At 67.3% G+C, this 14830-nt stretch carries 14 protein-coding genes; 7 read left to right on the forward strand and 7 right to left on the reverse strand.

Annotation, left to right across the window (positions count from 1 at the left end):
- The first annotated feature begins 50 nt into the window (after positions 1 to 50).
- The 7 genes from A5663_RS05360 to A5663_RS05390 are packed head-to-tail and all read left to right on the forward strand — an operon-like array spanning position 51 to position 5215.
- Positions 51 to 2444, forward strand: coding sequence for a nitric-oxide reductase large subunit (locus A5663_RS05360; RefSeq protein WP_068144894.1), 2394 nt, complete (start codon positions 51 to 53; stop codon positions 2442 to 2444).
- Positions 2441 to 3082: a hypothetical protein gene (locus A5663_RS05365; protein ID WP_068144898.1), complete on the forward strand. Its 642-nt coding sequence runs from the start codon at positions 2441 to 2443 to the stop codon at positions 3080 to 3082. The genes A5663_RS05360 and A5663_RS05365 overlap by 4 nt, the downstream gene beginning before the upstream one ends.
- Positions 3082 to 3897: an SPFH domain-containing protein gene (locus A5663_RS05370; protein WP_068144903.1), complete on the forward strand. Its 816-nt coding sequence runs from the start codon at positions 3082 to 3084 to the stop codon at positions 3895 to 3897. Before A5663_RS05365 ends, A5663_RS05370 begins: the two co-directional genes overlap by 1 nt.
- A complete protein-coding gene (locus A5663_RS05375) occupies positions 3890 to 4204 on the forward strand; it encodes a hypothetical protein (protein WP_068144906.1) in 315 nt (104 codons plus the stop codon). The genes A5663_RS05370 and A5663_RS05375 overlap by 8 nt, the downstream gene beginning before the upstream one ends.
- Before the next feature lie 34 nt (positions 4205 to 4238).
- Positions 4239 to 4445 carry a CopG family transcriptional regulator gene (locus A5663_RS05380; protein ID WP_068144909.1) on the forward strand — a complete coding sequence of 69 codons (207 nt, stop codon included), beginning with the start codon at positions 4239 to 4241 and terminating at the stop codon, positions 4443 to 4445.
- Positions 4442 to 4816 carry a type II toxin-antitoxin system death-on-curing family toxin gene (locus A5663_RS05385; RefSeq protein ID WP_068144912.1) on the forward strand — a complete coding sequence of 125 codons (375 nt, stop codon included), beginning with the start codon at positions 4442 to 4444 and terminating at the stop codon, positions 4814 to 4816. Before A5663_RS05380 ends, A5663_RS05385 begins: the two co-directional genes overlap by 4 nt.
- 45 nt (positions 4817 to 4861) lie before the next feature.
- On the forward strand, positions 4862 to 5215 hold the full coding sequence (locus tag A5663_RS05390; protein ID WP_068144914.1) for a Fe-S protein: 354 nt from the start codon (positions 4862 to 4864) through the stop codon (positions 5213 to 5215).
- 4 nt (positions 5216 to 5219) lie between these two features.
- Here the strand turns inward: A5663_RS05390 and A5663_RS05395 are convergent, their stop codons facing one another.
- The 7 genes from A5663_RS05395 to A5663_RS05425 all read right to left on the reverse strand — a co-directional run bounded on the left by A5663_RS05395 (position 5220) and on the right by A5663_RS05425 (position 14691).
- A complete protein-coding gene (locus tag A5663_RS05395) occupies positions 5220 to 6584 on the reverse strand; it encodes a flavin monoamine oxidase family protein (protein ID WP_068144917.1) in 1365 nt (454 codons plus the stop codon).
- 220 nt (positions 6585 to 6804) lie between these two features.
- The gene (locus A5663_RS05400; protein WP_068144920.1) at positions 6805 to 8004 is read right to left on the reverse strand and encodes an SfnB family sulfur acquisition oxidoreductase; all 1200 of its coding nucleotides are present in this window, start codon (positions 8002 to 8004) and stop codon (positions 6805 to 6807) included.
- Positions 8001 to 9170 carry an LLM class flavin-dependent oxidoreductase gene (locus A5663_RS05405; protein WP_068144921.1) on the reverse strand — a complete coding sequence of 390 codons (1170 nt, stop codon included), beginning with the start codon at positions 9168 to 9170 and terminating at the stop codon, positions 8001 to 8003. The genes A5663_RS05400 and A5663_RS05405 overlap by 4 nt, the downstream gene beginning before the upstream one ends.
- Before the next feature lies 1 nt (position 9171).
- Positions 9172 to 10593, reverse strand: coding sequence for an LLM class flavin-dependent oxidoreductase (locus tag A5663_RS05410; protein ID WP_068144925.1), 1422 nt, complete (start codon positions 10591 to 10593; stop codon positions 9172 to 9174).
- Between the two features lie 80 nt (positions 10594 to 10673).
- The gene (locus A5663_RS05415; protein ID WP_068144928.1) at positions 10674 to 12308 is read right to left on the reverse strand and encodes a fatty acyl-AMP ligase; all 1635 of its coding nucleotides are present in this window, start codon (positions 12306 to 12308) and stop codon (positions 10674 to 10676) included.
- Positions 12309 to 12469: 161 nt separating this feature from the next.
- The gene (locus tag A5663_RS05420) at positions 12470 to 14245 is read right to left on the reverse strand and encodes a sulfatase-like hydrolase/transferase (RefSeq protein WP_068144931.1); all 1776 of its coding nucleotides are present in this window, start codon (positions 14243 to 14245) and stop codon (positions 12470 to 12472) included.
- A complete protein-coding gene (locus A5663_RS05425) occupies positions 14242 to 14691 on the reverse strand; it encodes an SRPBCC family protein (protein WP_068144934.1) in 450 nt (149 codons plus the stop codon). The genes A5663_RS05420 and A5663_RS05425 overlap by 4 nt, the downstream gene beginning before the upstream one ends.
- Positions 14692 to 14830: the final 139 nt, after the last annotated feature.

Raw genomic sequence — 14830 nt, forward strand, 5'->3', positions numbered from 1 at the left:
ACGTTGACGTCAAACGCTCGACCGTGGTCCAACTCGCCGGGGGTATGGCAATGACAGAGCAGTTCTTGGCGCCCGTCCCGTCCAAAGCCGAACTCGCCATCTCGAAAGGCTGGGTCCAGGGCGTCGCCCTGGTGATGGTCTTCGGCTTCCTGATCATGGGGATGCTGGCCGCCCGGACTTATTCGGATTCGATGCCGCTGCCACAGCGGGTGGTCGGTCCGGACGGCCAGACACTCTTCACCGAGCAGCAGATCACCGACGGACAGCAAATCTTCCTGCGCCGCGGGCTGCAGGAGTACGGCTCGGTGATGGGTCACGGCGGCTACCTCGGACCGGACTACACGGCCGAATACCTGCGGCTGTCGGCCGATCACGTCGGCCAGGCGCTGCGCGACTCGGGAGCGCAGGATCCGACCGCCGCCGTCGCGCAGATGATGCGGACCAACCGGTACGACAAAAACACCGGAACCCTCCAGTTCACCGCTCAGCAAGTCAATGCGTTCGAGAAGATCCGCGGCTACTACGCCGACTTCTTCGGCGCCGACAACACCGAGCACGGCCTGCTCCCGCAAGTCATCACCGACCCGCAGGAAATCAACGACCTGACAGCGTTTTTCGCCTGGACCGCCTGGGCCAGCGCAGCCGAACGCGAGGGACACGCCTACTCCTACACCAACAACTGGCCGCCCGAGCAACGCGTCAACAACACCCCGACCGCCGACATCCTGGTGTGGTCGGCGATGTCGCTGATCGCGCTGCTGGCCGGCCTCGGCGCGCTGTTCGCCCTCTACGGCCGGTGGAGCCGCAAGATCGGCTGGCACGCAACGGAGACGCCGTCGCTGGCCTTCCGGCAACCCGGCGAGGTGGCGATCACCCCGTCGCAGAAAGCCACGGCCTGGTTCTTCCTCGTCGTCGCCGTGCTGTTCCTCGGTCAAGCCGTGCTGGGCGGTGCGATCGAGCACTACCGCGCCGAGTTGAGCAACTTCTTCGGCTTCGACCTGGCGCAGGTCCTGCCGTTCAACCTGGCCCGTACGTGGCACGTGCAGCTGTCGCTGCTGTGGACGGCGGCGTCGTTCCTGGCCGCGGGAATCTTCCTGGCGCCGATCATCTCCGGCCGCGAACCACGACGGCAGTCGTGGCTGACCTACGGCCTGCTCGGTGCGCTGTTCATCGTCGTCGCGGGGACGCTGACCGGAACGGCGCTCAGCACATTCGGCGTCGAATGGGCGAAGGGATCGATCTTCTTCGACCAGCAGTGGGAGTACCTCGACCTGCCGAGGTTCTGGCAGGCGCTGCTCGTCGTCGGGCTGTTCCTGTGGATGGCCATCATCTTCCGCGCAATCCGCTCGCGACTGAAAACCGAGAGCAAGCTGAACATGCCGTGGCTGTTCTTCTACGCGGGCCTGGCGATTCCCGCGTTCTACGCGGTCGGCATGCTCGCCGGGACGCAGACGCATCTGACCGTCGCCGAGTTCTGGCGGTTCTGGGTGGTGCACCTGTGGGTCGAGGACTTCCTTGAACTGTTCACCACCGTGATGGTCGCCTACATCTTCGTGATGCTGGGTGTCGTACGACGCAAGATCGCCATCCAGCTGATCTTCCTCGACGTCATCCTCTACTCGATGGGCGGCGTCATCGGGACCATGCACCACCTGTACTTCTCCGGGACGCCGGTGGAACACATGGCCTTGGGCGCGTTCTTCTCCGCGATGGAGGTCATCCCGCTGACGTTCCTCACCGTCGAGGCGTGGACGTTCCTGCAGCTCGGGTCCCGGCAGCAGTCGCGCAGCAGCGCGCCGTTCCCGCACCGGTGGGCAGTGATGTTCCTTGTGGCCGTGGGCTTCTGGAACTTCGTGGGCGCTGGGATCTTCGGCTTCCTGATCAACCTGCCGATCGTGTCCTACTACCAGATCGGCACGGCGCTGACCGCCAACCACGCCCACGGCGCGATGATGGGCGTCTACGGGATGCTCGCCGTCGGACTGGCGCTGTTCGCGTTGCGCTACATCATCCCGCCGCAACGATGGCCCGACAAACTCGCCAAGCTGTCCTTCTGGTCGCTCAACATCGGCCTGGCGTGGATGGTCTTTGCGACCCTGTTGCCGCTCGGCGTGCTGCAGCTGTGGCATTCGGTCAACGACGGCTACTACGAAGCCCGCACGCTCGGCTACATCACCCAGCCCGGCAACGTCGTCCTCGAGTGGCTGCGGATGCCCGGGGACTTCCTGTTCATCCTCGGCGGCGTGCTGCCGTTCGTCTGGATCGCGTGGCTCGGAATCCGGCACGGGATCAAGGCGACGACGCACACGCTGCCCGCCGAAACACTGTTCGTCGAGGAGCATCCCGAGGCCGAGGAGGACCGGACCGGAATGGCGATACCCGGGCGCAGCCGCTACGCCTCGGACCGCCGGGTGGCCCCGGACGACACCGGTGACGGCCCATGATCGGCGTCGAGGCGTGGCTGACGATCGGGTACGCCGCGTCGCTTGTCCTAGTCGCGTACGGGATCGACCGGTTCGCCCGGCACGCGGCGGCCAAGGTCGAGCAACAGCGATCGGGGCGGTTCGTCTACCACGAAGACCACGACGCATGGCAGTGCCCGCAGGACCAGTGGTTGTGGCCGACGTCTTTCGACCCCGACAACCGCGTCATGCGTTATCGCGGCACGCCGTCGGTCTGCAACGCGTGCCCGGTCAAGAAGACATGCACAACTTCGAACGACGGCCGGGAGGTGAGCCGGGCGATCGACAGTTGGCCGGCGTCGGAGGCCGCGCGATTCCATCGTGGAATCGCCTGCGCCGTCAGCGTCGTCGCGATGGTCTGGCCGTTGGCGATGGCGATCGCCGCCAAGTCCGTCCCGGAAGCGCTGCTACTGCTGGGGTTTGCGCTGCTGGCCGGGACGGCGTCGTTGCCGCTGTGGTCACACCTGCGCCGCACACCGGCCGTGCCGGCCGGTGTGGTGTTCCAGTCCCTCGACGAGAACCTCGAGGAACGAAACCGCGTCGCGGAAGCGGAGATCCGTCGTCGCACCTCGTATGCGTCGGATCGGCGAACTGAAGCCACCCCGAGAGAGGTGCGCTGATGGGTGTCTGGGTGGTTGCCGCCGTCTTTCTCGCCGTCGTGGTGGTGGCGCTGGCGCTGAGCTCGCTGCGCATCGTCAAGGAGTACGAACGCGGCGTGGCGTTCCGCCTCGGCCGGCTGCGGGGGCCGCTCGGGCCGGGCATCGTCGTCGTAGTGCCCGGCGTCGACAAGCTGGTTCGCGTGGACATGCGCACGGTGACGCTGACCATCCCGCCGCAGGAGGTCATCACCCGCGACAATGTCACCGCCCGGGTCAACGCCGTCGTGTTGTTCCGAGTCACCGATCCGACGAAATCGGTGATGGCCGTGGAGAATTTCGCGATCGCCACGTCGCAGATCTCGCAGACGACCCTGCGCTCGGTGGTCGGGCGCGCGGACCTCGACACTCTGCTCGCACACCGCGCTGACCTGAACGAGGACCTCGCGGCGTCGATCGCGAAACAGACTGAGCCGTGGGGGATCCGGGTCGAGGTCGTCGAGATCAAGGACGTCGAGATTCCCGAGATGATGCAGCGGGCGATGGCACGCGAGGCGGAGGCGGAGCGGGAGCGGCGCGCCAAGGTGATCAGCGCGCACGGCGAATTGCAGGCATCGGCCGAGTTGCGTGACGCCGCGATCACGCTCAGCGAAAGTCCGGCATCGTTGCAACTGCGGTATCTGCAGACCCTGCTCGAACTCGGCGCCGATCAGAACTCCACCGTCGTGTTCCCGATTCCGATGGACATCGTGCGGCCGTTCCTCGAGGGCGAGCGGCGCAATCCGGTCGGCCCGGGCGACGCGGTTCCGCATATCAGGAGGGTGAAATCCGATGAGTAGCACAGCGTCTGATCCGTCGGCTATCGACGAACCCGACTTGGATGCGGGGCGGCCCGTCCTGCTCGAGCCGACGCCGCCGGGCTTTTGGCGGGCGCTCCTCGGAGTCGCCGTGGGTGTGCTGGCGCCGCTGTTCGGATTCCTCATCGGCGGCATGATTGGCGCCGGCGCGGTGGGCAACAAGGTCGACCCGATGGCGCTGTCCCTCTTCACCGGCATCGCGATCGGCGGCATCGGGCTGCTTGTCGCGCTCTCGGGCGGCGCCCGACTGTGGCGGCATTTCCACCGCCAGGACATCGTCGAAGTCTGAAAGGGCCTGGTATCAGAGCGGTATCGTGCCTACCGTGGGGATGACTCTGCGGACCAGCGAGAAGCAGACCGAGGCGCTGCGCCGTCAGGCCGCAGCCGAGGGGCGCTCCATGCAAGCCGTGGCCCTGTCGGCCATCGACGAGTACATCGAGCGGCGTGCCCATCAAAGTGACGTCAATGCCGTGTTGGACAAGGTTCTCGAACGTGAGAAGGGTGTGCTGCGGCGGCTAGCCGACACGTGACGGTCTATCTGGACCTCGACGATTTGTTGCTCGTGGCGGCGCGTGCAGTCGCGGGCGACGTCGTAGTGGGGGCCTATGGCCTGCTGGAATCGGCGGTGGCGCGGGCGCAGACGATGGTCATGGGCGCCGAGGCCTATACCGATATCCACACCAAAGCTGCTGCCTTGTTGCACTCGTTGTGCCGCAACCATGCGCTCGTCGACGGCAACAAACGCCTGGCATGGACAGCCTGCCAAGTGTTTCTGGGACTTAACGGCGAGTGGGTGACGGCCAGCGAGGACGACCGCTTCGACTTGATGATCGCGGTGGCCTCCGGCGCGCTTGCCGACGTGACCGAAATCGCCACGCAGCTACGCAGGTGGTGTGACTGAAGCGCTTTCTTGTGCGAGCGAAGCTCACTTGCATAAGCTCGCGCCATGGAACTACTACGAAACGTAGTTGTGCTGCTGCACATCGTCGGGTTCGCGATCACGTTCGGCGCCTGGGTGACCGAAGCGGCGGCCAAGCGGTTCCGCTTCACCCGCACCATGGACTACGGGTTGCTGCTCTCGCTGCTGACCGGGCTTGCGCTCGCCGCGCCGTGGCCCGCGGGCGTCGAGCTGAACTACCCGAAGATCGGCACCAAGCTCGTCATCCTCGTGATCCTCGGCGGCATGCTCGGAATGGGCAGCGCCCGCCAGCGTCGCACCGGTGATGCGGTCCCGCGCCTGCTGTTCTGGTCGGTCGGCGTGCTGTCGTTCGCGGCGGCCGCGATCGCCGTTCTGTGGTGAACGGTCAGACCACCGCCATCGCCTCGCGCTCCATCACCTCCGAAGCGGCGCGCTCGCCGGAGCGCACGGCTCCGTCGATGAACCCGTACATCACCGCCGACGTCTCGGTGCCGGCCCAGTGGATGCGGCCGCAGGGCTCACGCAGCGCAGGGCCGAACTCGGTGAGGACACCCGGCGGCGTGTGGGCGATCATCCCGCCGCCCGAGTAGGGTTCGGTGGCCCAGTTCTGCTCGACGTAGTCGACCGGCGAAAGTGCTTTGTCGCCAAACCGTTCGGCGACGGCAGCGAGCACCGCATCCCTGCGTTCTCCGTCGCCGAGCCGGCCGATCTGGCGTGCTTCCGGCCCCTCGGTGATGACGGTGAGCATCCCGGGGCTTCCGGTGTCGGTGCACGAGTCGATGGTGAGGTTCGCTGGCGAACCCGGCGCGAACGACTGGCCCGAAAGGCCGTCGGCACGCCAGAACGGCTCGTCGAACACCAACGCGATCTTGTAGACCGCCCCACTGGGCATCCGCTGGTGCAGAAACGACCGATCGACGGGGAGCATTGGCTCATAACGGATCTGACTGGCGATCGAAATCGGTACCGCGACGATCACCCGTCGCGCGTTGACCACCATGTCGTCCGAACGCACCACCACCCCGTCGCCGTTCTGAGCGATGCTGCGCACCGGCTGCCAAAGATGGATCGCCTCACCGAGTTCGGCGGCGACCGCGCGATGGATGGCGCCCATGCCGCCGACGGGGCGGGCATCCTCGGCGCCATCCTTGACGCCGAGCACGAAACTCGGGCCGCCTGCGGCCGCCATCTGATAGAGCACGAACAGCAGCGAAATCTCCGACGCAGCAGACGTATACAGTCCGGAGACGGCGCTTTCCAGCAGTTCCCGGGCGGGTTTGGACATCGTGTTGCGGTCGAGCCACGCCGCCCAGCTGATCCTGTCCCAATTCTGCGCTTTGGGCGCGGTCCACGGTGCCTGCAGCGGAATCGTTTTGCACATCTGGGTCAGCTCGAGGAAGACCGTGCCGATGTTGGCGACGGCCCATGGGCTCATCGACAGCGGGATCGTTCCGGTGTAGCGGTACTTCTTGCCGTCGATGAACATCATCGCCTGGCCGTCGGTGTACTGCTTGTAACTCGGCACGCCGAACTCGTTCATGAGCCGATAGATCGCGTCCTGGCCGGGACCGACCCATGCACCGCCGCGGTCGATCCAGGTCCCGTCGTCGCGCACCTCGGTGAAGGTACGGCCGCCGACGCGGTCGCGGGCCTCCAGCAGCGCAACCGAGTGACCGGCCTGCTGCAAGCGCAGTGCCGCGGTCAGGCCGGCGAATCCCGCCCCCACCACGCAGTAGTCCACGTCCGTCATGAGCGGCCCCTTCGATCGTTTTGCGCGGGGCCGGGCGGCCGGGTGCAAGCCTCGGCCCCCTATCGGACGCGAGGCAGTTAGAGCCAACGCCGTATCGGCGTAGGTGTCAATAAGTTGGTTGCCTCTTCAACGGCCTTGCGGTTCACGCCGCTGGATTGTGCATCTGGCGACGTCCACTCGGCGTGTCGCGTCGCAGGATGCACATTTCGCGCACCAGCGGTCAGAGTTGGCCGTGGCGTGGCGGGGGAGTGCGCGACAGCATCCACCTTCCGATGTGCTGCAGCTTCCACCGCGTCGCGTCGTGCAACGTGTGCGTCCGCGCATCTCGCCAATACCGCGACAGGTTGCCCGACGCCGAAGCGCTTCTCGTACCACCCAATTCGAACAAGACGTTCGAGGCGTCCAGCGCCGCCCGCACCGCGGCGACCTTCGCCGTAGCGACGGCGATCGACGCCTCGGCCGCTGTCGCGTCGGTCAGGTTCCCCGCAGCGAAGTCGACGGCCCGGGCCGCCTCGACGAGCAACGCCTGCGCTCCTCGCACCGTGACCGCCAACTCACCCGCGACCGTCACGAGCGTCGGGTCCTCCACTGCTGCAGCCACTTCGGCCTCAAAGTGCGGTCGCGCCCGCTCGGCCTGGCGCACACCGGCTGCCAGCGCGCCAGTCGCGATGCCGACGTCGATCGCGCTGTGCAGCAACTGCGCTCGCGCCCCGTACAACGACGGCCCGTCGAATATCGGCGAGAACGGCACAACATGTTCGACGGGCACAGCGACGTCGTCGAGCGTGACCGTGCCCGACGCTGTGGTGCGCTGCCCCATACCGTCCCAGTCGTCGACCACCGCGAGCCCTTCGGTGTCGTGCGCGACGAACGCGATCGCCTTCGGTGTCTGCGCAGTCGGAACCTCGCCGGTGTCGACCAGCGACGCGCGCACCAGGACCCACTCGGCGAACAACGCACCGGTGGAGTAAAACTTCCGGCCCGTCAGGACGTAGTCGCCCGACGGTTGACGCACCAGCGTCGTGGTGTCGACGTCGATGGTGTGCGGACCCCGCTCCGACTGTGCATTGGCGAACAACGCTCCGTTGCGCACCCGATCATAGAAGTACGACTTCTGCGCGTCGCTGCCCTGTAACCGCAGCGCCTCGAGAAACACGAAGTGCGAGTGCGGAATCTGCGCCAGCGACGGGTCGGCGTGCGCGATCAGCCGGAACACCTCCGCCAGCACCGTCGCCGGCGTCGCGATGCCGCCGTATTCGACCGGCACCGTCAGTGCCAGTAGCCCTGACTCCTTGAGCGCCTGCACTTCTTCGTGCGGCAGTCGCCGATCCGCGTCACGCGCAGACGCTTCGGCGTCGAACACGGCGGCCAGTTTGGCAGCGGCGTCGAGCGCCTCGTCGGTGGCCGCGAGCTGGATCATCGCGGCGCGCCGATGAACGGGATCGACGAGGGGGCAGCCGTCGTCGAGGACCCCTTGTACAGCCCGCGTTCGCGCAGGATCGGCACGACGCCCTCACCGAACCAGTACAACTCCTCCAGATGCGGATAACCGGAGAAGATGAACTCGTCGATGCCGATGTCGGCGTACTCGGCGATCCGCTCAGCGACCTCGGTGTGGCTGCCGACCAGCGTTGTGCCGGCCCCGCCCCGCACCAGGCCGACGCCCGCCCACAGGTTGGGCGCGATCTCCAGCGACCGGGCGTCGTGCCAGCTGCCGTTGCGCCGATGCGCCTCGTGCAGTGCCAGCATCCGCTTCTGCCCTTCGGATTGGCTGCGGTGCAACCCTTTCTGCGCGTTGGCCACGGTTTCGTCGTCGAGCGCGGCGAGTAGTTTGTCGGCCTGCGCCCACGCCTCGTCGGCGGTGTCGCGCGAGATCGTGTGCAACCGGACGCCGAATCGGACTTCGCGCCCCTGCTGCGATGCCAGATCCCGGATCCACTCGATCTTCTTCCGGACCGCGGCGGGCGGCTCGCCCCACGTCAGGTAGACATCGGCGTGCTTCGCGGCAACCGGTCCGGCGGCCGCCGAGCTGCCGCCGAAGTACAACGGGGGCACCGGATTCGGCAGCGTGGGCAGCGCAGCCTCCTCGACGCGAATGTGCTCGCCGTCCAGCGACACCGTCTCACCGGCCCATAGCCTGCGCACCACCTCGAGGAACTCATCGCAGCGCTGGTAGCGCCCGTCCTTGTCCAGATGGTCGCCGAACGACCGCTGCTCGTGCGCCTCGCCGCCCACCACAACGTTGAGCAGGATGCGTCCGGGTGCGTGCCGCGCGAACGTCGCCGCCATCTGCGCCGACAGCGTCGGGCTGACCAGTCCCGGCCGGAATGCGACGAGGAACGCCAGCGACGTCGTCTCGCGCGCGAGCAGCGCCGCGGTGATGAACGCGTCCTCGCACCACGCGCCGGTCGGGATCAGTGCGCCGGTGAAGCCGAACGACTCGGCCGCGCGCACAATCGACCCGAGGTAGTCGATCGACGCGTCCCGGTCGCCGTGCGCCGCCCCGGCGGGCATCCCGTGGCCACCGCCGACGATGAGCCGGCTGTCGCCGTAAGTGGGCAGGAACCAATGCAATTCGATCGCCATGTCAGATCCCCCGTGACGGCACGGTCGACGACCGCGCGGTGATCGTCGACAACGGGCCGCCGACCCGGTATCGGGAGCCGCGGTGGTCGTCGGGCAGTCGGTCGCCGTGGCCGAGCAGCTTGTGCCGCAACGTGCCCGGGGTGTACGACGACTGGTACGCGCCACGCTCGGTGAGCACCGGAACGACGTGGTCGACGAACTCGGCGAACGAGCCGGGCGTGATCGCGTACGCGAGGTTGAAGCCGTCGACGTCGGTCTCGTCGACCCACTCCTGCAGCGTATCGGCGACGCGCACACCCGAACCCACGAAGCGCGGGCCCATACCGCCGATCTTGCCCCACTCCGCGATATCCCGGACGGCCCACTCTCGGCCGTCGGGGTCGGCGGACTGGAACGCCGCGACAGCCGACAGGATCGCGTTGGAGTCGACGTTGCCGACCGGCTCGTCCAAGCCGTAGCGCGACAGGTCGACGCCCATCCAGCCGGACATGAACGTCAGCGCGCCCTCGGGGTCGCCGTAAGACAGGTATTCGTCGTGCTTTTCGCGCGCCTCCTCGTCGGTGCCTGCGGTCACGATCGTCGACAGGTTGAAGATCTTCACCGAATACGGGTCACGTCCGGCGATCTCGAGTTCCTGGCGGATGGTGCTGACCGTCTGGCGCAGAATGGCTTTGGTCGGCGACGCGGTGAAGATGGCTTCGGCGTTCTCGGCGGCGAAGCGGACGCCGCGTGGCGAGGAGCCGGCCTGGTAGATCACCGGAGTGCGTTGCGGCGACGGTTCGCTCAGGTGCACACCCGGAACGCTGAAATGCGTTCCCCGGTGGCCGATGTGGTGCACCTTGTGCGGTTCGGTGAACACGCCGCGGCTGGCGTCGCGGACCACCGCGTCGTCCTCCCAGGAGCCCTCCCAGAGCTTGTAGAGCACCTCGAGGTACTCGTCGGCGTGGTCGTAGCGGGCGTCGTGCGCGGGCTGGTCGGTCTGACCCATGTTGCGCGCCGCGGCGGGCAGATAGCCGGTGACGACGTTCCAGCCGATGCGGCCCTTGGTGAGGTGGTCGAGGGTCGACATGCGCCGGGCGAACGGATAGGGATGCTCGAAACCGGTGCCGGTTGTGATGCCGAACCCGAGATGCTCGGTGACGAGCGCCATCGCCGAGACGAGCAGCATCGGGTCGTTCACCGGAATCTGCGCGGCCTGTCGGATCGCGGCCTCGTCGCTCGCACCGAACACGTCGTAGGTGCCGAGCACGTCGGCGATGAACAGGCCGTCGAAGCGGCCGCGCTCCAACAACTCGGCGAGCTCGGTCCAGTACTCCAGGTCCTTGTAGCGCCAGGACTGGTCGTCGGGATGCTTCCACAGGCCAGGCGATTGGTGGGCGATACAGTTCATGTCGAAGGCGTTGAAACGGATCACACGGGTCACCCCGAAATGCTGCCCACGCGCCGCCGGCAGGTCACCGGTTAGGTTCAGCGCGATCAGAACGTCCCCGCACCGCGGCGGTGTCAGCTCACGAGCGACAACGCGTGCGCGCGACGCAACTTGCCCGACGGCGTCTTCGGGATCATGTCCGGCTCGAGCACCACCACGTTGCGGGGCCGGACATCGACCTCGGCGAACACCTCGTGGGCGACCTGCCGCTCGATGCGACGGACTTCGTGGGCGTCGGCGAAGTTCTGGCATTCGACGGCCACCGCGAACGCCTCCCGCGACAGCCCCGCGTCCAGCCGCACGGCGACCGCGCAACCGGGCCGCACCCCGTCGACACGGCCTGCCGCACGCTCGATGTCGGTCGGGTAGATGTTGCGCCCCGCCATGATGATGACGTCCTTGAGACGCCCGCACACCACTACTTCGCCGTTCTCGGTGAGGTAGCCGAGATCGCCGGTGTCGTACCAGCCGCGCTCGTTCTGGGCGGGGATGAACCCGGCCACCGTCGTGTAGCCGCTGGCGACCGGACCGCCGCGAACCTCCAGGACGCCGACGCCGCGCGGCGGCAGATCGGCGCCGTCCTCGTCGATCACCCGCACCTCCAGCCCGTGCAGAGGCTGTCCGAGTTTGACCAGCCGGCGAGTGTGCCCTTTGGTCGCGGGCACAGCGCGGTGCAGCAGGGCCAACAGGTCGGCGTCGACCTCGTCGACGGCCATCCCGCGGCCACATTCGGAAAACGACACAGCCACCGTCGTTTCGGCCATCCCGTAGGCCGGCACGATCGCCTCACGTCGCAAGCCGAACGGCGCGCCGGCCTCGCAGAGATCGTCGACGTCCTGTGGGTCGACCTGTTCGGCGCCCGACAACGCCCACCGAAGCGACGACAGGTCGAACTCGCCCGGCGTCGACTGCCGCCGGAGCCGCTTCGCGAAAAGCGTGTACGCGAAGTTCGGGGCGGCCGTCATGGTGCCCTTGTACTTGTCAATCAGCTTGGCCCACAACAACGTATCGCGCAGGAAATCGATCGGTGTGACCTTCACCAGCTCGGCGCCGAAGTACATCGGCACCGTCAGATAGCCCGTCATCCCCATGTCGTGAAAGCAGGGCAGCCAGCTCACGATCACGTCGGTGTCGATGTCGAAATCGCAGCCGACCGTCATGGCCTCGGCGTTGGCGACGATGTTGGCGTGGGTGATCTGAACGGCCTTGGGCGAACCCGTGGATCCCGACGTCAGTTGCATCAGCGCGACGTCGTCGTCGGTGGTCTCGACCGGGTCGACGGACTCGCCGGCCAACAGCGACTCGATGGTCAGCACCGTCATGCCGAGCCCGGCCAGCACCGGTGCAGCCGCCATGAAGGGTTCGCTGATGACGACGGCCTTGGCGGAGATCATCGTGATCACCGCGGTGGTTTCCTCGGCCCATCGCACCAGGTCGGTGCGCGGCGTGGGTTGATGCAGCATCGTCAGGCTCGCGCCACGCATCCAGATGCCCTGGGCGGTCGGCGCGATCTCGACGGGGGCACCGGCGAGCACAGCGATCGCGTCGCCGTGCCCGACGCCCGCCGCGGCCAGCCCACCCGAAATGCGGCCGGCACGCTCGTTGACTTCGGCCCACGTGTGGCGGACGGGGGCGACCGGCTCGCCGGTGACCATCCCTCTGATGCTTCGCCGCGCGTTGCGGTACATCGTCTCGGTGAATTGGCTCACTGAAAGTCCTTCAGCTCCTGGCGCGACGACGCCATGTATCAGGTGTTACGGCGGTCCGGCAGGTGTTCGCCGGCCCTGATTCGATTACCTAGGTGGTCCTTCGCTTCGGTCGAAGCGAGGTGCGGAGCTTGTCAGGCCTCCCGACTGTACGCGCCTTGAGGTCAGCGGTGACGGCAGCGCGCCGAGGCCGAGCGGCGTGAGGCGTACGGCCACGGATTGTTTCGCTCCGGGACCGATTGCGCGCGGACCTGCTTGAGTTGCGTGCGCAGATGCCGGCGCAGGTCGTCCAGGTCCGGGTCCGCCCACCGGTTGACGGCCTCGACCGGGTCGGCGGTCAGGTCGTAGAGCTCCCATTGATCGTCGACGGGTTCGGTGCGGTAGCATTCGCCGCCCATGCCGTTCGCCGCGAGATGACGCACGCCCGGCTCCGTCCACGTCGCCGGGTCGTCGAACGTGCGGACCAGCTTCCACAGGTGGCCTTCACCCCCGTCTTCCGGACCGACCTCGAGGACCAGGCCCTCGAAGTTCGACGCGACGTGCGCCGGTAACCGAATCCGCAGCGGTGCAGGCGGATTCGTCGTCCGCTTCAGCCGACGCGCCAGACCCGACGCCCCGGTGTCGCCTTCGAGCACGTTGTCGCGGGTCATCAGGTACACCGCGCGCGACTCGTCGGCCGGTGCGCCGTCCACCACCGGCATCAAGTTGCGGCCCGGCAGTTCGTGTACCTCGCTGAAGGTTTCGGCCAACCGCTGCGCCGCCGCTTCGACGTCGACCCCGGCCGCGCCGAGCAGTGTCGGCACGATGTCCACGTGCGATGTCGGCGCCGTCACCGTGCGCGCCGCGGTGGCGTTCTCCCCGATGCGCGCGACGACGAACGGCACGCGCGTCGCCTCGTCGTACAGGTTGAACCACTTCTGGTGCAGGCCGCCGTGAGCGCCCAGCAAGTCACCGTGATCGGAGGTGCGCACGAGCACCGCGTTGTCCGAGCCACCCTCCGTGACAGCGCGGCGGACCCGGTCGATCGGCAGGTCGACTTCAGCGTGCAGCCGGTAGTACAGGTCGCGGTACTGCTGCGCCTTGCGGGTATAAGTCCGGTCGATGGCCGGGGCGGGGCCGTAGCCCGAGTAATACGCCTCGCGGAACGCGATCTGCGCGGCGGGTTTGGTCGACAGGTCCTCCTCGGCTGTCGGTGCCGGCGGAATCGGCGGCGGGTCCAGCGGTGACCGGTGCACCGGGCTGCGTCGCTGCCACGCCGGGAACAGCACGATGTCGTGCGGGTTGACGAAGCTGGCCACCAACAGGAACGGCCGCATCGCGGTGACGTCGCCGGCGCGTCGCCGTGCGTACCGGTCCTTCAGCCAGGCCACCACCCGGTCGGCGATCAGCGGGTCCCGGCGGATTCCCGCGTTGGCCAGCGGCGCACCGTGTGGCTCCGGGCCGACCCATCCGGAAAAGCCGTACGGCTCAAGGGGATCCGCATCGAGATACCGCTGTACAGCCACAGGGTCGACGACACCGTCGTCGTCGTTGGTAGCCAGGGGCTGACCGGTGGCGGGATCGGTGAGGTCGGCATGCGAGATGTGCCATTTGCCGTCGTAATGGGTGTCGTATCCGGCCGCGCGGAACCAGTTGCCCAGTGTGGGCACTTCGTTGGGTCGTAGCCAGCGCATGCGGGAGTCGTCGTAGACCTTGCCGATGCCGTCGGTCTGGGTGACGCCGTGCAGGTCGGGGTAGTGTCCGGTGAAGATCGTCGGGCGGCTGGGCACGCACGCCAGCGAACCGGTGTAGTGGCGCTGGAAGCTCACGCCGTGTTCGTCGAACCACTTGCGGCCGCGCAGTTTCCGGTCGCGCCACGCCAGGACGTCGGACGACTCGTAAGGCGGTACTGCGCGCTCCTCGTCGGTCATCACGATGACGATGTCGGGCTGATCGGTCATGAGGTCTTCTCCAATCGAGCCGCCAGCGAGGCGAGCATGACGTCCGACCCGCGGGCCAGCGCTTGGCAGGCCAGGCGTTCGACGAGCTGTTGCGTTCTGCCCCGTCCCTTTCGGACCGTGGTGGTGATCGTCACGACGGTGTCGCCGCCGCTGCCGGCCTCGAGCGTCCAGCGATTGCTGACCTTGCCCATTCCCTTGGGCAGGCCCTCGATGTCATAGGCCAGGACGTACTGCGGGTCGCACTCGGTGATCCGTTCGACGAGAGTGTTGCGGCCCATCTGCACCCGGCGGGTCGTGCCGACCATCGCGCCGTCGGTGCCCCGGCTCAGGATGCAGGAGTGATCGATTCTGGCCAGCCATGACTTGAGGTCGCTGAAGTCCGACAGCACATTCCAGATCTGCGTCGGGGTCGCGGCGATGACACGGCTGCGGTCGATCTCGGCCACGGCCCCACGCTACGCGAGAACTTACGTTCAGGTCAGGAGAAGCGCGGGCGCGATCGGGCGGAAAGGAACGTATCTCCGTTTGCCCGCGTACCGAGCGACAACAGCACCCGAACCTCCGCCACGCCTCACGTTGTCGCTC

The sequence above is a fragment of the Mycobacterium sp. E740 genome, assembly GCF_001672895.1.
Lineage (GTDB): Bacteria > Actinomycetota > Actinomycetes > Mycobacteriales > Mycobacteriaceae > Mycobacterium.